This is a genomic window from Corallococcus sp. RDP092CA, from assembly GCF_041903675.1.
Taxonomy (GTDB): domain Bacteria; phylum Myxococcota; class Myxococcia; order Myxococcales; family Myxococcaceae; genus Corallococcus.
Genome location: NZ_JAYESI010000021.1, coordinates 1 through 21,322 on the forward strand (window position 1 = coordinate 1; position 21,322 = coordinate 21,322).

The following is a 21,322-nucleotide window of genomic DNA, read 5'->3' on the forward strand; positions in this document are numbered from 1 at the left end:
TACCGGCCGACGCGCACGCAGGGAGCGCTGTCGATGAGGAGGCGGGGGGCGTCGGCGTCGTAGCTTTGAAGCAACCTCCGCTTGCCTTCGAGCGACAGCGCCTCAGCCGCCATGTCAATGCCGCGCAACGCCCCTTCCGGGTCTACCGGCTCGAACTCTCGAGCTGCCTTCGCCTCCGCCTGCAGCTTGGCCTCCATGGCCTTGAGCAGCGCGGCGACCTCCTCGGGCACTTCCAGCGTCACCTTCACCATGGCCGGGATTTCTCCCACGCCTTGGCCTGCTCCCGCCAACCCGCGCTTTCGCTCAGGCGATGCTCAGGATCAGATCCACACCCAGTATTCGGGCTCCACCATAGGTACGAGCGCCGCGCTGCGTAGAGTCGCGGTCTTTCCAACAACACCCTCGTAGACCCGCGCGTGCTGCACCGGCCTACCTGCGTTCGCAGGAAGGGCGGGGAGTGTCCACACGCAGGCAGAGAAGTGTTGAGGCGTCTGAGCCGGGCATAATTCCGACCTCTATCAAACGGAAGGGAGGCCCCAGCGGCTCGTCATTCGCATCGCTCACGTCATGACGCACGTTTTGACGCACTCATGACGCAGCGACTGAATTTTGGGTAGGCACAGCGCTCATGCCAACCCAGGTGGGTGCAGTTGTCAGTGAGCGATGAACGTCGCTGGCAGCAGTGCCTTCGCGTTGCGGGCCTGGAAGAGGCTGTCCTTCAGGTGGAGCTGGACGACTGCGCGCCCACGCTTCTCCAGGTCAGAGCGCTTGGAGGTGAACTGGATGGTGGCGGTCCGCGTCTGGACGAGTCCTGCTGAGTCCGGCGTCTGGTAGGCACCGGTGTCGTCGAAGCGAATGGTGACGTCCGCCGTGTCCGCGTCATGAGGGAGGTACATGTACCCCAGCAGGTGTGCATGGTTCTCCACCAGGTCCATCTGCCTCGCTGAGTGGACGGGCTGGAAGTGCACGGACTTGCCTCCTGTGGAGACCTCAACCGTGCCCAGGCTCAACACCAACTTCTCGTACTTCGCCGAGTCCTGCCCCAGCAGGCGCACCTCGAACCGGTCCCCCTCGGGCTCCACTCCGACCTGGACAGTGGTCTCGCTTCCGCCGCAAGCCCCCAGCACCATCATCAGGAGCACGCCGCATACCGCCATCGCCTTCGTGTTCATGTTCATGTTCTTTTCCCCCTCCGCTTTCAGAACTTTGGTTCCAGGGCATTCGACATGCCCCAGATAGGATTCAGTCTCCAGAAGGCCTTGCTCAGCGGCACGGCAGTCCTCAACCCGGACTGGTTGTGCGACGTCAGTCGTCGCAGCGCCTCTTCACGAAGGACGCGCCCCCAACTCCCGCCCACGCCCACGGTTACCGCGGGGGCTTGGGTGCCGAAGACTCGCTCATTGCAGATGGCGGTGAGCCATTCGCGCTCGAGTCGCACGTCCAGTGACTGCGCATCCGAACGGAGGTGTCCGTCGGCGGAGAGGGTGGGGTGGGCCCAAAGCACGCCCAGTGCTTCCTCCTGGGTTTTCACCATTCCCAGTCCGCTCGCCAGAGTAATGGGCCCCGGGGCCAGGCACTCAGACAGGGCCTGCTCGCTTGAGCCGAAGAAGCCTCGCTCACGTGTCACCGGACGAGGTGAGGGCGCCGGAGGCAGGTTGAAGGCGCAGACGGCGCCGTCCGCGAACTGCGTCGTCGGTCCCGTGCTCACCGTGGTCAGGTTCCCCGTGGCCAGGTCCACCGAGTAGAAGGTGTTGGCGAGGGTGCTCCCATTGGAGGTGCCGTAGAAGAAGAGCTGTCCCGTCGTCGTGAAGGTGACGGAGATCATGTTGTTGTCGACGGAGGGGACACCGTCGATGAGGGCGGGGAGGGGGTAGTCCGAAAACGTCCCCGTCAGCGGATCGACGATGGTGAGTCGCTGGGAGAGGACGTTGAATCCGTAGATTTGCCCGTTCAGCGGGTTCACCGCGAAGTCCGACAGGCTGAAGGTGCTGAGGTCACCCACTACCACCTCGGAGAGCACTGCGCCGGTCGTGGAGTCGACGCGAATCATCCGGTTGCTCGCGCGTTCGAACCCCAGGTAGGTGCCGTCCTGAAGGATGGTGCCCGCGCCCCAGATGGCCGAGTTTGACGCGCCGGTGACGAGGGGCGCGATAACGGTGGCGGAGCCATTGGCGTCCAGGCGGATGAAGCTCGGCTGGGTAAGGCCATCCGAGGAAATGGCATACAGGAAGTTGTCCACGTGGTTGAAGGCGAGCGCGTTGTACGGCAGGCTTGTCTCGCCCTGGAGGCTCAGCGTGCCAGCCGTGGGGTCGAAGATGTAGAGGAGGGCCGGCCCCGTGGGCAACCCAGCGTCGCTCGACGAGGCCGTGGAGATGTAGACGGTGTCGTCGCAGTAGAGGATGTGCTCCTGCTCGCACTTGACGTTGACGCTACTTTGGCTGGAGCCGACGTCCCAGCCCGCCGTGAAGACGTTGGTGAAGGTGACGTCCTCATTGGGCGTGTCCGGGCTGGAGTCGCGCCCGCCCAGCGCCACGCAGGCTTCGTAGCTATCCACCGTGTATTGGCATTGGTACGTGACAGACTGCCCCACTGGCACCGTCAAGGGCGGTGCCGGGCTGAACGTGCAGTCTGTCAACAGCGGGTCGGCTACCGACAGCAACTCCGAAGGGAGCGTCGGGTGGATGTTCGTGACCTCGAACGTGAAGTCGAGCGTGGCAGGGTAGGTGTTGACCAGCGCCTGCTTCTGCCCATTTACCAGTTTGTCCACGCGAAAATCATGCGCCCATGCTGCTGGCGCACACAGCGCCCCTCCAAAAAAGACTCCCAACCATCCGCATTTCATTGTGTGGCTCCCCATCCGGGCACCGAAGCCCGGGAGTGAGCGCGCCAATGCATGGGAAATGCCTTTCCATATGTTGAGAGGAAATGTACTTCCATGTGACATGGCCCTGCGCGAGTGGGGTAATGGATATGTACTGCAGCCAGCGGCTCTCACATCCCGGAGGGCGCAAGTGTCAGGTGGGTCATCCAAAGGAATTGCTGGGATGCAGTAAATTCTGAGGATGCGTCCATGACGAATTTACCGGAGGACGTGGCTCGTTCTTCGGGGCCACCTCAAATCGCTGGAGGGGGCGCGGGGGGCGCAGCCGGCCGGCACACTCGAAAGCCCGAAGGGCTCATGCTGAAGCTGTAGTTCGGAAGACTTCGCAGTCTTCATCCTGTTGCGTCAACGGGAGGCGGCCCGCAGAGACTTCCGAACCAGCACTGAAGGACTACGCTGTCTCCCAAAAGGTGATGGCGTGCAGGTGGACGAGGACCTCGTTGCCCGACCAGCCGAGAAGAAGGTCAAACGGCCCCACGGTCAGCAGTGGTAGGTGCAGCACCATTCCGTTACGAAGCACGAGGACGAGCGGCTTTCCGATGGAGGGAAGGAAAGGGCGCGGATCCGCGACGGGTCTGCGCGCAGGTGTGGCCTTCGCTCGCTGTCCTCCCTTGGCGAGTTCAGGGAGATGGACATGCGCCATCCCCATGGTGCGCCAGGCCGAATGCTTCGCGAGCAGCAGCAGCTCCAGCTTTTCGATTCGCCCGTTGAGTCTGAAGCGGAACGCCAGCGGGCGAGTCTCCTGGAGGTTGTCGACGAGCGTCCGGTCCCGCATGAGGCCGACTACGGTCGCCTGTGAGTTGATGAGGTTCTGAACGAAGGTATCGATGGCCGCAGGCGAGACCTCCTCTCGTGCGGTCCGGATGTCGAGCCGGCGCCGCTCCTTCCAGACAGCGGTCGCTGTCTGCTGCTGGAAGTCCTGCATCAGCGTCCTCAAACGGAACGTATCGGGCGGCCAGGTCGCGGCGGCCTCACGCAGCTGTCCCCGGCGACGGCGTCGACGCAGAGGTAGGGGGGGGCCTCCGGAGTCGGGCGGTGCTCAGGCTGAATCGCATGAGCCACCTTGAAGGTTTCTGGGATGTGGCCATGACGCCAGTCCGCGGGACGCGGGGTTCCGCGAATGTCTCTGAGCCCCTGTGCTCGAGCGAATGTCTCGAGGTGCTTGAGGAGTAGCGGCCCGTGGTCTGGGTGGCAGCGCTTCTCGTTGCAGGCGATTTCGTTCAGCGTCACAGCGTCATCGTCGAACGTGCCGACGAAGGCGAGCGCTGGCCTCTCGGAGCGTCCGGTGTCCGCCTCGTACAGGTAATGGTCCACCGCGCCGCGCCGTTGAAGTCGCGTCACGAAGACCTGCCTGTCGGCAAGCTGGGCAATCTCCACCAGGGCTTCGCCCGCGGCGAGGCGCTTCTCGATTCGAGCGAGCAACTCCGCCTGGCCTTGGGTCTCGCGTTCGATGGCGTGAAGCGCGCTGCTCATGCCTTCCGCCCGAGTGGCCGCTGCCTCATACCGACCGGCGTAGCCCAGTGTGATGAGGTTCAGCAGGCTGCCTTCCGCCATGGATGTCCCCTCCGCGTGCTGTGAAAAAACGGCGAAGGTAGCAGTCCATGCTCCGCTCGAAAACTGCGTGGAAACCCATGCCTTGTCGCGCACGTCAGGGCGCGCGTATTGCGCGTGGTGGCGGTCCTTCCTCGTGGCCTGCCCGCTCGTCACAGGGGGCGTGCCCAGGCGCCGCTGGTGGCGCTGCGCTCCCGTGTGACACGGCCGCTCCAGGCGGAGGGGCTGGGCCAGCGTTCATCGGCCTCTTGGCGCTCTCGGAGACTCTTGGGGCGCTCTGGACCGGAGTGCCGACCGCCCTACGTGGCGGGGCAAGCACTCCCCGTGAAGTGGCGGCGGCGACGGTTGATCCGAGCCATCCGCGGGTGGCTTCACTTTGAGTATCGATTGCGAGGGCTCTCCCCGACCTTGTGCCGCCCCCTCCGGGTCCAGCAAAGCAGGTAAGAGACGCGACCAGAAACCAGAGAGAGACGCTCTCCCAGAAACCTCAGAGCGGAAAGAGCGGGTCTCCGGGGGAATGTTGTTAACCGCCACCCCCAACGGTTAACAGCACCTGTTAACCACTCTCGGCCTCTCTCTCCCCAAAACAGGTGAAAGAGCGGTCCAGAGAGCCCAATCGGCGGCGGAGAAGAGGGGCATCTCGCTCTACGGGGTAGAGAGCCGAGAGCGCCCTCTTCAGCACCGCGAGGAAAAATCCCTTGGGATTCAGCGGCTTAAGCACGAAGGCCCCGCGATATCATCGCGAGGCCCTTGTTAAACAAAAAGGGCCCTACCGGTTGGTAGGGCCCTTCAAGTAGCTCCCCGACGTGGACTCGAACCACGGACATGGTGATTAACAGTCACCCGCTCTACCAGCTGAGCTATCGGGGAAGATGTCCCGTCGCGGCGGTGCGTTGCCGTGACGGATGCGACTTCTAGAGAACCGAGCCTGCCCTGTCAACTGTCCTGTTCGATCCGATCTCCCGGCTTACTTCGCAGCCCTGGTCCGCCCTTCAGGGCCTGAGCTCCGTCGTGTCCGATGCGCTTGCTCGCGTCCTCTCGGGCGACCCCGCCGAGCGCGTCCTCGACCGGACCCTGCGTGCCCACCGCGACCTGTCCCGCGAGGGGCGCCAGGCGCTGAAGGAGGCCGTCTTCAACGTGGGCCTCTGGCGCCGCCGCCTGGGGTTCCTCCTGGACTCGCCGGACGCGCCTCCCTCCGCGCTCCTCTTCGCGCTCATGCATGGCCTGGTGGGCGTTCCCGCCTCGGACGCCGCGTCGTGGGCGGGGCTTGCGGCTCCGGTTCCCCTGCGGACCGGGACGCCTCCGTCGCTCGCGCTCCGGGCCTCGCTGCCGGACTGGCTCGCGGACCACTTCTCCCGTGAGCTGGGGACGGAGGCGGAGGACTTCTGCGCGCACCTCAACGTCCCGGGCCCCATCACGCTCCGGGTGAACCCCGCCCGCCTCTCCCGGGAGGCCCTCGCCGCGCGCCTGGCCTCCGAGGGCGTCTCGACCCGCCCTGGCGCCTGGAGCCCGCTGGCCCTTCATGTCGAGGGGCCCCGGCCGAACCTCTACGCCCTGTCGTCCCTCCGTGAAGGCCTGTTCGAGGTCCAGGACGAGGGCAGCCAGCTCCTGGGGCTCCTCGTGGAGGCCCGCCCCGGGGAGACCGTGGTCGACCTCTGCGCCGGGGCAGGGGGCAAGACGCTCCAACTGGGCGCGGCCATGAGGGACTCCGGCCGGCTGCTGGCCTACGACCCGGATGCGGAACGGCTGGACCGGCTCCAGCAACGCGCCTCCCGCGCCGCCCTCACCCGCGTCCAGGTGCTCCGGACGCCTCCGTCACCCGGCCTCGACGCCGACCGCGTCCTCGCGGATGTGCCCTGCTCCGAGCTGGGCTCGCTCCGCCGGGGGCCGGATCTCCGCTTCCGGCTCACCCCGGACTCGCTCTCCCGGTTCACCGCCGTCCAGCGGGACATCCTCGCCCGGGCCGCGGACGTGGTGCGCCCCGGCGGCCGGGTCGTCTACGCGACCTGCACCGTCAACCGCGCGGAGAACCAGGACGTGGTCGTGGACTTCCTCCGCTCCCATCCCGACTTCCACGCGGTGCGGCCGGGCGCCGGATGGCTTCCGGACGCGTGCCTCCAGGACGGGTTCCTCTTCGTCACCCCACACCGGCACGGCACGGACGGGTTCTTCGCGGCCGTCCTCGAGCGCGACCCGAAGGGGTAGGGCGGCCAGCGGGCGGACGAGCGCTCCAGGGGGCCTCGTGCCTCCGTCCCGCGGTACTCAACGCTTCGGGCCCCGGGCTCCCTGAAACACCGCGTGGCCCTGGCACCGGGTGCTATGAAGCGCTGCGTGCGTTGGCTCAAGCCCCTTCCGCTCCGTCCCCGCGACACGGTGCAGGTCGTCGCCCCCGCGGGCCCCTTCGAACAGGCCCCCTTCGAGGCCGGCCTGCGCATCCTCTCCGAGCGCTACACCCCCGTCGTCCGACCCGACATCGGCGCCTCGCATCGCTACCTCGCCGGCGACGACGCCCGCCGCCAGGAGGAGCTGTCCCACGCGCTCCTCGACCGCTCCACCCGCGCCATCTTCTGCGCCCGCGGCGGCTATGGCAGCGCGCGCCTCCTGCCGGAGCTGCCGCTCGACAAGGCCGGCCCCGTCTCCTTCACCGGCTTCTCCGACCTCACGTCCATCCACTGCGCGCTCCAGGCCCTGCACCGCGTGTCCTTCCACGCGCCCGTCCTCACGCAGCTGGGCCGCCAGTCGTCGCAGGTCCACGACGCCTTCTTCCGCCTGCTCGAATCCCCGGAGGCCCCGCCGCCCCTCACCGGCAACGCCACCTACGTCCCCGGCTCCGCCGAGGGCGTCCTCGTGGGCGGCAACCTGTCCGTCTTCTCCCGGCTCCTGGGCACGCCGTACCTGCCGCCGCTCGACGGCGCCGTGCTCCTCCTGGAGGACGTCACCGAGCGCCCCTACCGCATCGACCGCATGTGGACCCACCTGCGGCTCGCCGGTGTCTTCTCCCGCGTGCGCGGCATCGTCCTGGGAGACTTCACCGCCTGCGAGGAGCGGGACGCGAGCTACTCCAGCGCGGACGTGCTCCGCGAGCTGGCGCGCGACGCGAAGCTGCCGTGCGCCGCGGGCTTCCCCATCGGCCATGGCCCCATCCACTTCCCCGTCGCCCTGGGCACCCACGTGCGCCTGGACGCGGATGCCGCGCGCCTCACGTTCCTCGAAGGCGCGGTGAGCCCCGGATGAGCCAGCACCCCATCGCCAACCTCCAGGCCGTGCTCGACGACGGCGTGGCGCTGGGCATCTTCCCCGCCGCCCAGGCCGTGGTGCTCCACAAGGGCGTGCAGGTCTTCGGCGGCGTCGCCGGCGACGTGAAGGGCGACACGCGCTTCGACCTCGCGTCCCTCACCAAGGTCCTGTCCACCACCGCGCTCTTCCTGCGCCTGTGGACCGAGGGCAAGGTGGGCCCGGACACGCTCGTGTCCCGCTACTTCCCCGGCTCGCCCGCGGGCGACGCGGGCGTCACCGTCGCGGATCTGCTCTACCACCGCTCCGGCCTGCCCCCCTTCGTCCCGTTCTTCGCGGACGCCCTCAAGGCCCACCCGGAGCTGCTCGACGCCGCCTGCCCCGCGTCCGTCCGCGCCCAGGTCCACGCGGACGTCCTCCACGCCGCCGCCGCCACGCCGCTCGACGCGCCCGTGCGCTCGAAGTCCGCGTACAGCGACGTGGGCTTCATCCTCCTCGGCGACATCCTCGCCCGCGCCGGCGGCGCCCCGCTGGACGTGCTCTTCCACCGCCACGTCGCGGAGCCGCTGGACCTCCAGGCCCGCTTCCACCGCCTCACCGACTTCCCCGCCGACGGCGCCACCGCCCCCACCGGCGCCATGCGCCCCCGCGAGCCCGCCCCCGGCCAGGAGTCGCTGTGGAAGGACGTGCCGTCCCAGCCGTCCCGCCCGGGTGAGGTGGACGACGACAACGCCTGGGTGCTGGACGGCGTCGCCGGACACGCGGGCCTCTTCGGCACCGCCGTGGACGTGGCCCGCTTCGGCCAGGCCGTGCTGGAGGGCGCCGCGGGCCGGCACTCCGCGATCGCCCCCGGGCCCCTGTGGCACCGCGCGCTCGCCACCGACCCGCTGGTGGAGGGCAGCACGCGCTCCATGGGCTTCGACTCGCCGTCGAAGGGCTACTCCAGCGCGGGCCGCTTCATCGGCGACACGCCGCCGGGCGCGGTGGGCCACCTGGGCTTCACCGGCACCAGCCTCTGGGTGGACCTGCGGCGCTCGCTCGTCGTCGCGCTCATCACCAACCGCGTGGCCCAGGGCCGTCAGGACCTGCGCATCCGCGACTTCCGCCCCGCCTTCCACGAGCTCGTCGTGGAGGCGCTCGACCTCCACGTCCTCCCCTGAGGAAACCGCAGCATGGCTGACGACAACGGCAACGTCCTCGACACCCTCGACCCGAAGTCCGTGCGCCGCATCCACCTGGTGGGCGTGGCCGGCACGGGCATGGGCTCCTTCGCCGGCATGCTCAAGGCCGCCGGCTACGACGTCACCGGCAGCGACGAGAACGTCTACCCGCCCATGAGCGACATGCTCCGGACGTGGGGCATCCCCGTCAGCACGCCCTACGCGCCCGCCAACCTGGACGCCGCGAAGCCGGACCTGGTCATCATCGGCAACGTCATCCGCCGCGTGAACCCGGAGGCCACCGCCGTGCGCGAGCGGGGCCTCAAGCAGATGAGCTTCCCCGCCGCCCTGGGCACGCTCTTCCTGGACCGCTCGCACTCCGTCGTCGTCGCCGGCACGCACGGGAAGACGACGACGTCCTCGCTCATGGCCCACGTGCTGGTGGCCGCGGGCCGGGACCCCAGCTTCCTCGTGGGCGGCGTCACCCAGAACTACTCAGGCAACTACCGCGTGGGGAGGGGCCCGCACTTCGTCGTCGAGGGCGACGAGTACGACACCGCCTACTGGGACAAGGGCTCCAAGTTCCTCCACTACCGCCCGCGCACCGCCATCATCACCAGCGTGGAGTTCGACCACGCGGACATCTTCCGCGACCTGCCCCACTACGAGGCCACCTTCGAGAAGTTCGTGCGCCTGGTGCCCACGGACGGCCAGCTCGTCGTCTGCGCCGCGTACCCCAACGCCGTGCGCATCGCGCGCGGCGGCGCCGCGCCCGTCCACACCTACGTGGCCCGGGAGGGCGCGGACGCGGACTACACGCCGAGGCAGCTCTCCTTCGGCCCGGAGGGCGCGCGCTTCAACGTCATCGAGAGGGGCCAGGACCTGGGCACCGTGACGCTGCCCCTGTCCGGCGCGCACAACGTGGAGAACGCGCTCGCGGTCATCGCCGCCGCGCGCGGCCTGGGCCTCACCTTCGCCGAAATCCAGCAGGGCCTGTCCTCCTTCCAGGGCGTGAAGCGCCGGCAGGAGGTGCGCGGCGAGGTGGACGGCGTGCTCGTGGTGGACGACTTCGCGCACCACCCCACCGCCGTGCGGGAGACCATCGCCGCCATCCGCCACCGCTACCCGGACCGGCGCCTGTGGGCCATCTTCGAGCCGCGCTCCAACACCAGCCGCCGCAACATCCACCAGGAGGACTACGCGCACGCCTTCCCCGGCGCCGCGCGCGCCAGCCTCAAGGTGCCCGAGCGCCACGACAAGGTGCCCGAGGGCGAGGAGCTCAACGTCCCCAGGCTCATCGAGGCGCTGAAGGGCCAGGGCATCGCCGCGGACGGCGCCACCGACGTGCAGACGCTGGTGGACCGCGTCGCGTCCGAGGCGAAGGCCGGTGACGTGCTGCTCGTCATGAGCAACGGCTCCTTCGGGGGCTTCATCGACAAACTGCTCACTGCCCTGAAGGTCCGGGCGGGGAAGGGAGCCTGAAGCCATGCGCCGTCCGTTCCTCCTCTCGCTGGGAGCCCTGGCGTTCGCCCTGGGCTGCGCCGCGGCGCCCTCCTCGTCGCTGCCCCCGCTCACGGACCGCACCCGCGACGCTCCTCGCTCCAGCGCCTCCGCCCTGCGGTCGTCACCGCAGGCCCCGGGGCAGCCGCTGGCCTTCCAGGTGAAGCGCTACCCGGACAACTCGACGTATGACCTGAAGAGCGACCGGGGACAGGTCGTCCTCTTGGACGTGTGGGCCACGTGGTGCGAGCCCTGCAAGGACGCGCTGCCCATGTACGCGCAGCTCCAGAAGGAGTACGGCGCGCGGGGCTTCAAGGCCTACGCGCTCAACGTGGACGAGGACGTGCGCGCCATCCCGCCCTTCCTGGAGGAGGCGAAGGTGGAGCTGCCCGTCCTCCTGGACGCCAACGCGCTGGTGTCCGAGCGCCTGCTGAAGGTGCGGCTGATGCCCACCACCTTCCTGATTGACCGCAAGGGCGTCATCCGCCACGTGCACGAGGGCTTCGCCGAGGAGTTCCTCCAGCAGTTCCAGACGGAGATCGAGCAGCTGCTCGCCGAGCCCGCCTCCTAGCGCGCACCCGAGGGACACGCACCCATGGCCCACGAACCGGAAACGCCCGCCGCGCTGCGCCGCACCGCGGAGGAGGGCGCCCGCATGGCCGGACGCATCCTCCGCGAGCGCTTCCCGCAGCACCGCACCATCGAGTTCAAGGGCGGCATCGACCTGGTGACGGACGCGGACCGCGCCTCCGAGGAGGCGCTGCTGGACTTCCTCCGGGCGCGCTACCCGCGCCACGCCGTCCTCGCGGAGGAGAGCGGCGCGACGCAGGGCAGCGACACCTTCCGCTGGGTGGTGGATCCGCTGGACGGCACCACCAACTACTCGCACCGGGTGCCGCACTTCTGCGTCAGCGTGGCGGTGGAGGGGCCGGAGGGCACCGTGGCGGGCGCCGTCTACGACCCCATGCGCGACGAGCTCTTCTCCGCCGCGAAGGGCGAGGGCGCCACGCTCAACGGCGTGCCCCTGAAGGCCAGCCCCACGGACACGCTGGAGCGGGCGCTCCTGTGCACGGGCTTCCCCTACGACGTGCGCGAGCGCCCGGACCTGCCCGTGGGCCTCTTCTCCCAGCTCATCCTCCTGGCGCAGGGCATGCGCCGCACCGGCAGCGCCGCGCTGGACCTGGCGTACGTCGCGGCCGGCCGCTTCGACGGCTACTTCGAGTTCGGCCTCAAGCCCTGGGACATCGCCGCGGGCGGCCTGCTGGTGGCGGAGGCCGGCGGCGTCATCGTGCACATCGACGGGCGGCCCTTCGATGTGCGCAAGGGCGACGTGCTCGCGAGCGGCGCGAACCTGGCGCCCCTGCTCATGGCCCAGGCGAAGCGCTTCCTGGACGAGATCGGCTGGACGTCGCGCGCCTAGAAGAAGCTCTCCGGCACGAAGACGATGTCGCCGGCCTGGAGCAGGAAGTTGCGCTCGCGGCCCACCCCGATGTCCTCCACGGGCACGCGAATCTTGCGCTCCTGCCCGTCCACCACGCGCGTGACGAGCGTGTTGTTCTTCGCCGCCAGCTTGGTGAAGCCCCCCGCCAGCGTGATGGCCTGGATGATGGACACCTCGCCGGTGACGGGGAAGGTGCCGGGCTTCTGCACCTCGCCGAAGACGAAGATCTTCTGCGAGTTGTACTCCCGCACCAGCACCGACACCTGCGGGCGGCGCAGGTAGCGCGCCAGGCAGTCGCGCAGCGCGTCCGCCGCGGCGCTGGCGGTGCGGCCGGACAGCGCCACCTTGCCGCACAGGGGATAGTCGATGGTGCCCTCCGGCGACACGCGCCAGGTGCCGGAGTGCTCGGGCTCCTGGAAGACGCGCACCTCCACCACGTCACCGGGGCCCAGGTTGCCGCCGGACGTCGCCGCGGCCTCCGTGGACGCGGCCGGCGTGGGCGGAGGGGGCGGCGGGCGCGTGTCCGCGTGACACGCCGACAGCACCGCGAGCAGGAGGACCGGGAGGACGACGCGGGGCCGCGAGGGACGCATGGGCGCGGAAGAGGGCCTCAGTAGGAGACGGACACCCGCGCGTAGCCTTCGTGGCGGGTGTAGTTGAGGCCGGCGGCGCCCAGCGACGAAGAGCGGGTGCCCAGCATGTAGCCCACCGCGCCCACCAGCCAGGGGCGGATCTGGTACTCGGGCCCCAGGTCCAGCGTCAGCAGCGTGTCGCCGCGGCCGCCCGCGAAGGAGAGGAAGTCCAGCGCGCCCATGGCGTGCAGCGCGAGCTTGCTGCCCATGACGGAGCGTCCTTCCGCGTAGACGCGGTCGTCCCGGAAGGTGCCGTAGGAGGCCACCGGCTCGAAGGCGCGCAGGTAGCCGCCCTTCACGGTGAGCGACGGGCCCCAGAGGTACGTGCCCTCGACCTGGCCCACCGCCGTGCCGCCGCCGCTCGAGCCCAGGTTCTGGCTCCAGCCGGCCTTCGCCGTCAGGGTGATGCGCGGGGACACGAGGCCGGACACGCCCGCCATGGCGTGCAGGATGGCCGCGCCCGGCGTGGTGGTGTCGTTGAAGTAGCCCCGGTACTCCAGGCCGGTGTCCACCACCACCGCCGTCTTGGGCAGGAAGCGCCAGCGGCCCTCCGCGCCCAGCCGCAGGTTGCCGTAGTTGAACTGGCTGGCGGCCAGCGGATCGCAGGCGGCGTCGGTGCAGCCCACGGGCGTCACGCCGCCCAGGGGCTCGAAGAACTCCATCGCGTACGCCAGCGACGGCGTCACCTCCAGCGCGCCGCCGCCGGGCTTCCACTGCGCCTTCACGCGCGCCTCGTTGAAGAGGCTGAGGACGCCCGCGCCCAGCGCCGCCGTGCGCGTGCGGTCCGAGCGCGTCAGCTCGTCGCCCACCTCCACGGACAGCGTGCTCTCCTGGTCGAACCGCAGCGCCAGCTCCGCCGCGCCCTCCAGGTGCGACGCCGCGCTCGAGCCCGCCGTGAGCAGGCCCGTGTAGGCCACGTAGTCCAGGTTGCCGCGCAGCGCGATGGCCAGCTTGGGGGACGGCACCTCCAGCATCAGCCCGGGGCGGATGTGCAGCGCCAGCTCTCCGGACAGGTCCGGGGACACGGGGCCGGTGCCCGCGTCGCGGAAGTAGCCCACGCCGCTGTCCAGCCGCGTCTCCAGGTCCAGCGTCGGGTGCAGCCGCCCGTTGCCCACCTTGAGGCCGTTGCCACCCGGAGGCTGTCCGCCCACGAAGGCCTGCGCCGACGCCCCCGCCGGCAGCATCGCCGCGAGCGCCAGGGCCCCGAGGGCCAGACGGAATGTCCCAGGCTGCGTCATGGTGTCAGGGGCGCTCCAGGTGGTGAGACGGCGGGCATAGCACGCGGGTTCCCGCACCGGAACAAACGCTCCAGGCCCGGAGCGCGCAAGGTGGGCAGGCGGCCAGCCACTCAGTCCACGGGGCTCGCGGGAGGAGGCCGGACCACCAGGTCCGACGGCGGCGGGGGACGCGTGGGGTCTCCACCAGGCAGGTTGTCGGGCTCCTCCACCTCCACGAAGAGGTTCTCGTCGGTGCGGAAGGCGAGCTGGCCGATGCACTCCTCGGCCTCCGAGCGCAGCTGACCCACCTTCTGCTGGGCGATCATCACCTTGGTGAACTCGTGCTCGCCGGGCGCCGCCTCGCTCTTGCTGACGGCCTCCTGGAGGGCCACGTCCGCCTGCTCGGAGATGCGCAGCAGGCCCTTGATCTGCGTCAGCTTCTCGTTGGCGCAGTTGAGCTTCACCACGTCCTTGGTTCGCCGCGCCTCCTCGACCTTCTCGAAGACCTGGCGGAGCGCTTCGCGCATGCCGCCCAGGGCCTGCGTGCTGCGCTCCAGCTTCTGGCTGTCCGGCACCTCGCCGGCCTTGTCCAGCGCGGGCGGCGCGGGGCGGGGCGGCGGCGCGGGCGTCTGCGCGAGCGCCATCCCGGAGGTGATGAGTCCCCCGACCACGGCGAGCATTCCCAGGGTGCGCATGCGCGTCACGAGTCCTTCCGGCCCCTTCCAAGCGTCGGGGGTCGAGCGTAGGAGCGAGGGGAGGGGGTGTCAACGCAATGCCCCATCGGCCTGGGGTCCAGCTTGCGGCGGCCGGCGCTCACTCGGGGGGCGCCAGGCGGGCGTTGGCCTCGCGCAGGCGGGCGGACAGGCTGCGCGCGATGTTCACGACGATGAAGGTGAAGCCGTCCGCGTGCGCCAGCCGGAAGGTCCGCAAGTCCTGCGCGGTGAGCTGGAGCAGCTCCACCTCGCCCAGGGCGCGCACGGTGGCGGAGCGGTGGTCCTTGTCGATGAGGCCCATCTCCCCGAAGAACTCCGGCGGGCCCAGGACGGTGAGGGGCTTCACCGCGTTGCCGGGCCCCCGGCGCACCACCTCCACCTGGCCGCGGACGATGACGAAGAGGCTGTCGCCCAGGTCGCCCTCCTCGAACACCACCTCGCCGTGCGCGTACCGGTACAGCCGCGCCAGCTCCGCCAGCCGCGCCAGCTCGGCGGGGGCCAGCATCTCGAAGAGGGGGGATGTGGCGATGACGGCCAGCTTCTCCATGTGCTCCCCGCGGTTCCGGTGCCTCCGGAAGATCCGGGAGGTCGAGCCTATTCCCCTGGCGAGAAGATGAACGGGTAGCTGACGGGGACGTCGTCACTCGGTTGGAAAGGGAACTTCCAGCCGCGGATGGTGGTGATGATGCAACTGCTGACGCCCTCGGAGCGCAGGGTGGACTCCTCCACCTCCACGTTGCCCGCGCGGCCGTCCGGCTTGAGGTTGAAGCGGACCATCACCCTGCCCTTGAGGGTGGGGTCGCGCTTGAGCTCCTTCTCGTAGCAGCGCTGGATGGACGCCTTCATGCGCTGGATGAAGCGGGCCAGCTCCTTGGGGCTGACCTCCGAGCTGTCCACCTCCGGCACCGAGTCCGCGACCTGGGGCACCTTGACGACCTGCTTGCGGCCCGTGTCCACGGCGCCCGCGCCGGACGTCTGCGTCGCGCCGATGGCCGCCACCTTGCCGCCCGTGTCCCCCTGGGGATTGGCGATGCCGTTGCCGCCGCCGGAGCCCAGCGCGAGGGCGCCGCCGGACGTCGCGCCCGCGAGCGCCTCCGCCACGTTGGCGCCGCTGCCGGCGCTCCCGAGCACGTCCGCGATGGCGTCTCCGTCACCAGGGCCCTTGCCGCCCAGCAGCTTGAGGAGCCCGGTGCCCGCGACCTTGGCCTCCACCTGCTGCCGGCGCTCCGCGCTGTTGGCGGGCGCGGACGCCGAGGCGGCGGGGGTGGGCTTCTTCGAGGGCGCCTTCTCCTCCGGCTTCTTCTCCGCGCTGGGGCCCTCCTTCTTGGGCTCCTCCACCTTCGCGGGCTGGGGCGGGATGATGGCGCGCACGAAGCGGTCTTCCAACTGGTCCAGCTCCACCTCCGCCTCCACCGGCGCGGGCTGGGCGGCGATGATCGCGACGCTCAGCACGTAGAGCCCCAGCATCGCCAGCAGGATGCCGGCGAAGAGGCGGTCCACCGTGCGCCACGGGCTGGCCTTCAGCTCCGGGGGCAGCGCGGGCTTCGCGCCCTCCGGGGGCGCGGGGATGAAGTGGAAGAAGAGGGTGCCTTCCGGCAGGTCCACCTTGCCGCGGGCGCTCTCCTGCAGCGGCAGGTCGAAGGTGTCGTCCGCGCGGCGCGTGGCGAGCCCCTGGGCGCGCAGCGCGTCGAAGTCCACGTCCGACGAGCCCAGGTTGATGCGGCCCTGCATGTGCTCGTCGATGATGAGGTGGAACTGCTGGCCGCGGTTCTCCAGCACCTTGAAGCGCGGCGGGCGCTCCTGGGCCGGGGGCAGGACGATGGTGTTGCGCGCGTCGTCGCCGATGGTGACGGAGTCGTGGAGCAGGTGGTGCTCTTCGACGATGCGCCCGTCCTGGATGACGCCGACGCGCAGCAGCTTGGGGCGGGTTTGAAGGGCCATGGCGCTAGAAGGGGTCCTGCTGCACGCTCTGGACCACCTTGGGCACGAAGCTCTCCGTGCGGTTCAGGTCGTCGAAGCTCGGCTTGGAGCGGTCGAGGAAATAGAAGGCCTCCGGCTTCTGGATGCGCCCCTCGACCTTGATGGCCTCCAGGCGGATGGCCTTGGCCGGCTTCTTCGCGGCCGGCGCGGGCGTCGCGCCCTCCGCCGCCTTCTTCGTGGACGCGGGGTCCTCGGCCCAGGACGGACGGGCGACGGCGAGCAGCAGCAGGAAGAGGGCGGGGCGCATGGCTTCAGGTCGAGGCTACCGGACGTCTTTGGACACCTTACCCGAGCCGCCCGGTCGCGGTGCAGGGGGCCCTGGGGGCGGAGCGGGGGTCGGGTTTGCCTCGGGGGCCTTGGCGGCCTCGGCGGCCTTCTTGAGGCCCTCCTTCCGTTCGCGCTCGCGGCGGCGGGTCTCCCGGTCGATGCCCTTCTGCGCGTCCTTGAGGTATTGAGCGGTGCGCTCGTCGGTGCCGCCCTTCGCCTGGTACTGGTTCAGGAAGGACGCGGCCTTCTGGAGGCGCTCCAGGGTGTCCATGCCCGCGGGCTCCAGGTCCAGGTGGAGCAGGCCCAGGTTGAAGTACGCGTCCCGCGCGTCGGGCTGGAGCTGGAGCACGCGCTCGTACTCGGCCAGGGCGCGGGGGAAGTCGCCCTCGCCGCGGTAGGCGTTGCCCAGGTTGAGGTGGGCGGCGGCGAAGTCCGGCGCGGCCCTCACGGCGGCCTCCAGCTCCACGCGGGCGCCGGCGTAGTCCTCGCCCTCGTTGAGGAGGGTGCCCAGGTTGTTGCGCGCCTCGGCGAAGTCCGGCCGGAGCGCGATGGCCTGACGGAAGCGCTCCAGCGCCTGGGGGCGCTCCTTGAGGCCCAGGTGCACCAGGCCCAGGGCGTTGAGGGTGGCCGCGTCCTGCGCGTCGATGGCGAGCGCGTTGCCGAGCACCATGGAGGCCAGCTCGTACTTGCCCTCGCGGGCGTACACCTGCGCGAGCACCTGCATGGCGGGCACGTGCTGCTCGCTGGCCTGGAGCGCGCGGCGGGCCTCCGCGACGGCGGCGGTGTGCTTCTTCTGGAGCAGCAGGTTCAGCGCCAGCGCCGTGCGCCGGGCCACCGAGTCCTGCTGGGCCAGCGCCTCGCGCAGCTCCGCCTCCAGCGACGCCGCGCGGCCCGTGCGCGCGGACAGCCGCACCAGGCAGTCCCACGCGGCCTCCTGGTCCGGGTCCAGCGCCAGCGCCTGGCGGTAGGAGCGCTCCGCGTCCGGGAAGCGGCCCTGGCGCTCCTGCACGATGCCCAGGTTCGTCCACGCGGGGCCCAGCTTCGGGGACTTCTCCAGCAGCGTCTTGAGCGCGGTCTCCGCGATGGTCAGCTCGCCGCGCCGGGCGACCTCCACCGCGCTGGTGAAGTCCCGCTCCGGTCCGGCGAGCGACCTCGCGACGGGGGCCAGCTCCGGCTTCGGCTTCGCGTCGCCGGCCTTCGGCGACGTGCTCACCGCGGTGGCGGGGCCGGCCGCCGGCCCGGCGAGCGTCGCGTCCTTGCGCGTCTCCGGACCGGAGGCGCAGGCGGACAGCCAGAGCACGAGCCCGGTGAGGGCGAACCCGCGGCCCGCGTTCATGGCGTGCCCCCTTCCGTCAGCTGGGGCGCCGCGCCAGAGTCGACGCGCGCGGGCGCCGCGAGGCTGCCCAGCAGGCCGTCCGGATACACGGTCTCCGATGCGAGCGCCCCCCGGGCCTCCTTGAGGACGGGGTACTCCTTGGGGCGGAAGCGGTTGAGGGCCTCCAGCGTGCGGCGCGTCCACTCGTTGGAGACGCGGTTGTTGCGCGCCTCCTTGAGCGTGGCGGCGTAGCTCTCCACCGCGCGGTCCTCCAGCGCCACGGTGCGCTGCGTGAGCATGTCCTGGTACGTCAGCACCGCGTCGTCCCCCAGGCGCTTCACCTCCGGGGGCACCGGCGCGTCCAGCAGCGTGGCGGCGAAGCGCTCCAGGGCGTAGCCGCGCCGGTAGAACGACGCGAGCGACCACTCCAGCTGCTTGTACGGCAGCACCTTCGCGTACGCGGCATCCACCGCCTTCACGGCTTCGGTCTTCTTGTTGAAGCTCTTCTCCAGCGCCTTGCCGGCGCCGCTGAGCTTCAGCGCGTCGAAGCGCTGGAACTCCAGCTCCGCCAGCTGGAAGCGGCTGTAGGCGGCGGCCTCGGCTGCGCGCGGCTGCGCGTCCGGCTTCAGCTTGCGGCGGTCGAACTCATCCGCGGCGCTGGCGTACGCGCGCTGGGCCTCCTTCGCGTTGCCGCGCTTCTTCCACGCGTCGCCCATGCGGCGCTTCGCGTCCACCACCAGCTCCACCTGATCCGCCTTGGTGGCGAACTTGCGGACGAAGGCCTCCAGCGCCTTGAGCTCGCCCTTCGTGTCGCCCTGCTTCGCCAGGATGCGGGCGGCGCGGTACTGGTTCTCCGGCGCGCTCTTCCCGTGGGGGTACAGCTCCACGCAGCGCTGGAAGGCGGCCGCGGCCTCCGCGTAGCGCTGCTGTCCTTCGAGCAGCGACGCCGCGTTGTAGAGCGCCGCCTCGCGCTCCTCGGCCTTCGGGTAGTCCCTCACCAGCTTCTGGTAGCTGGTGACGGCCTTGTCGAAGTCGTAGGACTTCTGCGCGTTCAGGGCCACGCGGAACAGCGCGGTGTGCGCCCACGGCGACTTCGGGTAGTCGCGGTAGATGCGCTCGTAGAGCTTCATCGCGGAGTCGAACCGGCGCAGCTCCTCGTACGCCACCGCCGCGTTGTTGAGCGCCTTGTCCGCGAACTCGTGGCGGGGCGCCTCCTCCACCAGCTGGAGGTACTTCTTCGCCGCCTCGTCGTAGCGCTTCTGGGTGGCCAGCTGATCCGCCAGGTTGAAGCGGCCGGCGAGCTTGAACTTCATCAGCTCGCGGTACTGCTCGCTGGCCGGGTCCACCACCTGCGCGTTGCTGGCGAGCCGCGCGCTGACCTCCTCCACGCGCTCCCAGTCCTGGTCGACGAGGAAGGACTCGATGATGAGGTTGGTGGCGTAGCCGGCCACCGGGTTGCGCGGGTACGCCTGCACCACGCGCTCGAAGCGGGGGCGGGCCTGGGCGAAGTCGTCGTGCGTGTAGAACAGCTCCGCGGCCTGGTACGCGATGCCCGGCGCGGCCTCCTCCCTGGGCAGCAGCGCCACGTAGGCGTCGGACGCCTTCACGAGCGCGGCCTCGGACTCGGCCAGGGCCACGGGCGCGTGGGGGCTGTCCTTGGGGCGCTCGCTGGCGCGCAGCGGCTTGCGCTCCGGGACGCGGCCCGCCTTCACGTCCTCGTCCAGCTGGGCCTTCCAGGCGAGCACCGCGTTGTGCGCGGACACGTCGCGGTAGGTGGTGTCCTGGTTGGAGTCGCGGACGGCCGCGTACTCCTTCGCCGCCGCGCCATACGCGTCCGAGTTGAAGAGGGTCTCGGCGTGGAAGAAGCGCATCGCGTACGCGGTCTTGCTGCGCGGGAAGCGCTCCAGGTACGTGCCGTAGGCGCGCGCGGCGGCGGCGTAGGTGGCCTTGGCCTCCGCGTCCTTGCCCTCCTTCTGGAAGGCCTGCGCCTGCTGGTGCTGGTACGCGGCGGCGGAGTAGAGGCTCTGCTCCGCGAGCGTCTGCGCGTGCGACAGCGCGTTCGGGTCGTCCTTGTTCTTCTCGTACCAGGCGCCGCCGGGCAGGTAGTCGCTGGCCAGCTTCTCCGACTCGCGCGCGTACAGGTCCATGCGCCGGTCGCGCTCGTAGGCCTGGACGATGCGCTGCTGAAGCCGCGGCGCGTCCGCGGTGAGCGGGTCGGTGGTCAGCACCTGCTGGTACGCCGCGATGGCGTCCTCGTTGCGGAGCTGGTCGAAGTAGACGTTGCCCAGCCTGCGGTACACCTCCGCCTCGTAGGGGCGGCCGCCGCGCTTCGCGAAGAGCTCGCGGGCCTTGGCGACGCCGCCCCACGCCTCGTCCGCCAGCGACAGCGCGATGTACTGGAGCGCCTCCGAGCGCAGGTCGCCCTCGTCCGCCTTGCTGCCGGACTGCTGGTGGGACTGGTAGTGGTCCATGAGCAGCAGGAAGCTGTCCACGGACTCCTCGAACCAGTCCATGCGGTAGTACGTCCAGGCCAGCTTGTAGCGGGCCTTGTCGTAGAACCGGTGCTCCGTGTCGCGCGTGGCGGCGGTGTACGCCTCCGCGGCCTTGCGCAGCGCCTCCGGGTCGGACTCGTCCTCGAACCAGTACTCGCCGATGCGCGTCCACGCGTCGGTGGCGAAGCGGCTCTTCGGGTAGCGCGTGGTGAGCTGCTGGTAGGTGGCGAGGCTCTCCTCGTCCTTGTGCTGTTCGTTGAGGCAGTACGCCAGCAGGTACAGCGAGCCGTCGTTGAGCTTGTAGTCCGGGAAGCGCGCGAGGAGCGTGCGGTACAGCCCGATGGACGGCGTGAAGTCCACCTCCGGCTCCGGCGGCAGGTCCGCCATCGCCTCGTCGGACATCGTGCGCACGCGCTCCGCGTAGTCCTTGCGCGCCAGCTGGTGCTCGTCCGCGGAGCGCTCGTAGTACAGCTCCGCCAGCCGGAACATCACGTCCGGCGTGGCGCGAGGCTCGTCCGGATAGCGGCGCAGGAAGTCCTCGAAGCGGGCGATGGCGTCCAGCCGCTGCGTGCGCTCCTGCGACTCCAGCGCGGTGAGCGTCTTCTCGTAGGCGTTGGAGAGCGCCGCGCGCTTCTGCTGATAGCGCCGCTCCACCAACTGCTTCACCTCGCGGTGGAAGTCGCGCGACTCCGCCTCGTAGGCCTCGAGCGCGCGGCTCACGTCGCGCAGCAGCTGCTCCTGCTCCGGCGTGTGGCCCAGGCCGTCCAGGTAGCGCGAGGTGGGCGCGGGCACGGGCTCGGCCTCGGCCTTCGCGGGAGCGGCGGGCGCGGCGGGAGGCGGGGCCTTCTTCGCGGCCTGGCTGGGAGCCCTGGCCTTCGCGGCGTGCGAGGCCAGCGGCGCGAGGGCCAGGAAGAGGGCGAGGACGGGGCGGCGCATGGC

Annotated in this window: 18 protein-coding genes, 1 tRNA gene and 1 pseudogene; 6 read left to right on the top strand and 14 right to left on the bottom strand. The window is 70.3% G+C overall.

Going from position 1 to position 21,322, the window contains the following annotated elements; translation table 11 throughout:
• The 6 genes and pseudogenes from U8525_RS21815 to U8525_RS21840 all read right to left on the bottom strand — a co-directional run.
• Positions 1 to 251: pseudogene (locus U8525_RS21815) on the bottom strand (ISKra4 family transposase); the annotation flags it as partial.
• Positions 252 to 653: 402 nt separating this feature from the next.
• Complete coding sequence (locus U8525_RS21820) at positions 654 to 1,178, bottom strand: hypothetical protein (protein ID WP_374268221.1); 525 nt, start codon at positions 1,176 to 1,178, stop codon at positions 654 to 656.
• Positions 1,179 to 1,198: 20 nt separating this feature from the next.
• Positions 1,199 to 2,767 (bottom strand): DUF6923 family protein, encoded by a 1,569-nt coding sequence (locus tag U8525_RS21825; RefSeq protein WP_374268222.1) that lies wholly within the window; start codon positions 2,765 to 2,767, stop codon positions 1,199 to 1,201.
• Positions 2,768 to 3,272: 505 nt separating this feature from the next.
• Positions 3,273 to 3,806, bottom strand: coding sequence for a hypothetical protein (locus U8525_RS21830; protein WP_374268223.1), 534 nt, complete (start codon positions 3,804 to 3,806; stop codon positions 3,273 to 3,275).
• 8 nt (positions 3,807 to 3,814) lie between these two features.
• Entirely contained in the window at positions 3,815 to 4,435 is a 621-nt protein-coding gene (locus tag U8525_RS21835) for a hypothetical protein (protein ID WP_374268224.1), read from the bottom strand.
• Between the two features lie 794 nt (positions 4,436 to 5,229).
• A tRNA-Asn gene (locus tag U8525_RS21840) sits at positions 5,230 to 5,302 on the bottom strand.
• A 141-nt stretch (positions 5,303 to 5,443) separates the two neighbouring features.
• On the opposite strand from U8525_RS21840, the gene U8525_RS21845 reads away from it, so the two are divergent.
• From U8525_RS21845 to U8525_RS21870, 6 genes are all read left to right on the top strand, one after another.
• Positions 5,444 to 6,637: an RsmB/NOP family class I SAM-dependent RNA methyltransferase gene (locus U8525_RS21845; protein ID WP_374268225.1), complete on the top strand. Its 1,194-nt coding sequence runs from the start codon at positions 5,444 to 5,446 to the stop codon at positions 6,635 to 6,637.
• A 114-nt stretch (positions 6,638 to 6,751) separates the two neighbouring features.
• Positions 6,752 to 7,666 (top strand): LD-carboxypeptidase, encoded by a 915-nt coding sequence (locus U8525_RS21850; RefSeq protein ID WP_374268226.1) that lies wholly within the window; start codon positions 6,752 to 6,754, stop codon positions 7,664 to 7,666.
• On the top strand, positions 7,663 to 8,826 hold the full coding sequence (locus U8525_RS21855; RefSeq protein WP_374268227.1) for a serine hydrolase domain-containing protein: 1,164 nt from the start codon (positions 7,663 to 7,665) through the stop codon (positions 8,824 to 8,826). Before U8525_RS21850 ends, U8525_RS21855 begins: the two co-directional genes overlap by 4 nt.
• Positions 8,827 to 8,838: 12 nt before the next feature.
• Complete coding sequence (mpl, locus tag U8525_RS21860) at positions 8,839 to 10,308, top strand: UDP-N-acetylmuramate:L-alanyl-gamma-D-glutamyl-meso-diaminopimelate ligase (protein ID WP_374268228.1); 1,470 nt, start codon at positions 8,839 to 8,841, stop codon at positions 10,306 to 10,308.
• A 4-nt stretch (positions 10,309 to 10,312) separates the two neighbouring features.
• Positions 10,313 to 10,897: a TlpA family protein disulfide reductase gene (locus tag U8525_RS21865; protein ID WP_374268229.1), complete on the top strand. Its 585-nt coding sequence runs from the start codon at positions 10,313 to 10,315 to the stop codon at positions 10,895 to 10,897.
• 24 nt (positions 10,898 to 10,921) lie between these two features.
• The gene (locus U8525_RS21870) at positions 10,922 to 11,746 is read left to right on the top strand and encodes an inositol monophosphatase family protein (protein WP_374268230.1); all 825 of its coding nucleotides are present in this window, start codon (positions 10,922 to 10,924) and stop codon (positions 11,744 to 11,746) included.
• Here the strand turns inward: U8525_RS21870 and U8525_RS21875 are convergent.
• The 8 genes from U8525_RS21875 to U8525_RS21910 form a co-directional block, all read right to left on the bottom strand.
• Positions 11,743 to 12,360, bottom strand: coding sequence for a polysaccharide biosynthesis/export family protein (locus U8525_RS21875; RefSeq protein WP_374268231.1), 618 nt, complete (start codon positions 12,358 to 12,360; stop codon positions 11,743 to 11,745). The two genes, U8525_RS21870 and U8525_RS21875, sit on opposite strands and share 4 nt — an antisense overlap.
• A 17-nt stretch (positions 12,361 to 12,377) precedes the next feature.
• Positions 12,378 to 13,637: a hypothetical protein gene (locus U8525_RS21880; protein WP_374268232.1), complete on the bottom strand. Its 1,260-nt coding sequence runs from the start codon at positions 13,635 to 13,637 to the stop codon at positions 12,378 to 12,380.
• A 110-nt stretch (positions 13,638 to 13,747) separates the two neighbouring features.
• Positions 13,748 to 14,311, bottom strand: coding sequence for a hypothetical protein (locus tag U8525_RS21885; RefSeq protein ID WP_374268233.1), 564 nt, complete (start codon positions 14,309 to 14,311; stop codon positions 13,748 to 13,750).
• A gap of 118 nt (positions 14,312 to 14,429) precedes the next feature.
• Positions 14,430 to 14,876, bottom strand: coding sequence for a cyclic nucleotide-binding domain-containing protein (locus U8525_RS21890; RefSeq protein ID WP_374268234.1), 447 nt, complete (start codon positions 14,874 to 14,876; stop codon positions 14,430 to 14,432).
• A gap of 47 nt (positions 14,877 to 14,923) precedes the next feature.
• Positions 14,924 to 16,270, bottom strand: a complete 1,347-nt coding sequence (locus U8525_RS21895) for a TonB family protein (protein ID WP_374268235.1) — start codon at positions 16,268 to 16,270, stop codon at positions 14,924 to 14,926.
• Positions 16,271 to 16,274: 4 nt separating this feature from the next.
• Positions 16,275 to 16,556 (bottom strand): hypothetical protein, encoded by a 282-nt coding sequence (locus tag U8525_RS21900; RefSeq protein WP_374268236.1) that lies wholly within the window; start codon positions 16,554 to 16,556, stop codon positions 16,275 to 16,277.
• A 15-nt stretch (positions 16,557 to 16,571) separates the two neighbouring features.
• Entirely contained in the window at positions 16,572 to 17,912 is a 1,341-nt protein-coding gene (locus U8525_RS21905; protein WP_374268237.1) for a tetratricopeptide repeat protein, read from the bottom strand.
• Positions 17,909 to 21,319, bottom strand: coding sequence for a tetratricopeptide repeat protein (locus U8525_RS21910; RefSeq protein WP_374268238.1), 3,411 nt, complete (start codon positions 21,317 to 21,319; stop codon positions 17,909 to 17,911). The genes U8525_RS21905 and U8525_RS21910 overlap by 4 nt, the downstream gene beginning before the upstream one ends.
• Positions 21,320 to 21,322: the final 3 nt, after the last annotated feature.

Bases quoted from the DNA above. Each gene is read 5' to 3' on its own strand.
- U8525_RS21820 (WP_374268221.1), bottom strand. From the start codon at position 1,178: ATGAACATGAACACGAAGGCGATGGCGGTATGCGGCGTGCTCCTGATG.
- U8525_RS21830 (WP_374268223.1), bottom strand. From the start codon at position 3,806: ATGCAGGACTTCCAGCAGCAGACAGCGACCGCTGTCTGGAAGGAGCGG.
- U8525_RS21835 (WP_374268224.1), bottom strand. From the start codon at position 4,435: ATGGCGGAAGGCAGCCTGCTGAACCTCATCACACTGGGCTACGCCGGT.
- U8525_RS21850 (WP_374268226.1), top strand. From the start codon at position 6,752: ATGAAGCGCTGCGTGCGTTGGCTCAAGCCCCTTCCGCTCCGTCCCCGC.
- U8525_RS21855 (WP_374268227.1), top strand. From the start codon at position 7,663: ATGAGCCAGCACCCCATCGCCAACCTCCAGGCCGTGCTCGACGACGGC.
- mpl (WP_374268228.1), top strand. From the start codon at position 8,839: ATGGCTGACGACAACGGCAACGTCCTCGACACCCTCGACCCGAAGTCC.
- U8525_RS21865 (WP_374268229.1), top strand. From the start codon at position 10,313: ATGCGCCGTCCGTTCCTCCTCTCGCTGGGAGCCCTGGCGTTCGCCCTG.
- U8525_RS21870 (WP_374268230.1), top strand. From the start codon at position 10,922: ATGGCCCACGAACCGGAAACGCCCGCCGCGCTGCGCCGCACCGCGGAG.
- U8525_RS21875 (WP_374268231.1), bottom strand. From the start codon at position 12,360: ATGCGTCCCTCGCGGCCCCGCGTCGTCCTCCCGGTCCTCCTGCTCGCG.
- U8525_RS21880 (WP_374268232.1), bottom strand. From the start codon at position 13,637: ATGACGCAGCCTGGGACATTCCGTCTGGCCCTCGGGGCCCTGGCGCTC.
- U8525_RS21885 (WP_374268233.1), bottom strand. From the start codon at position 14,311: ATGCGCACCCTGGGAATGCTCGCCGTGGTCGGGGGACTCATCACCTCC.
- U8525_RS21890 (WP_374268234.1), bottom strand. From the start codon at position 14,876: ATGGAGAAGCTGGCCGTCATCGCCACATCCCCCCTCTTCGAGATGCTG.
- U8525_RS21895 (WP_374268235.1), bottom strand. From the start codon at position 16,270: ATGGCCCTTCAAACCCGCCCCAAGCTGCTGCGCGTCGGCGTCATCCAG.
- U8525_RS21900 (WP_374268236.1), bottom strand. From the start codon at position 16,556: ATGCGCCCCGCCCTCTTCCTGCTGCTGCTCGCCGTCGCCCGTCCGTCC.
- U8525_RS21905 (WP_374268237.1), bottom strand. From the start codon at position 17,912: ATGAACGCGGGCCGCGGGTTCGCCCTCACCGGGCTCGTGCTCTGGCTG.
- U8525_RS21910 (WP_374268238.1), bottom strand. From the start codon at position 21,319: ATGCGCCGCCCCGTCCTCGCCCTCTTCCTGGCCCTCGCGCCGCTGGCC.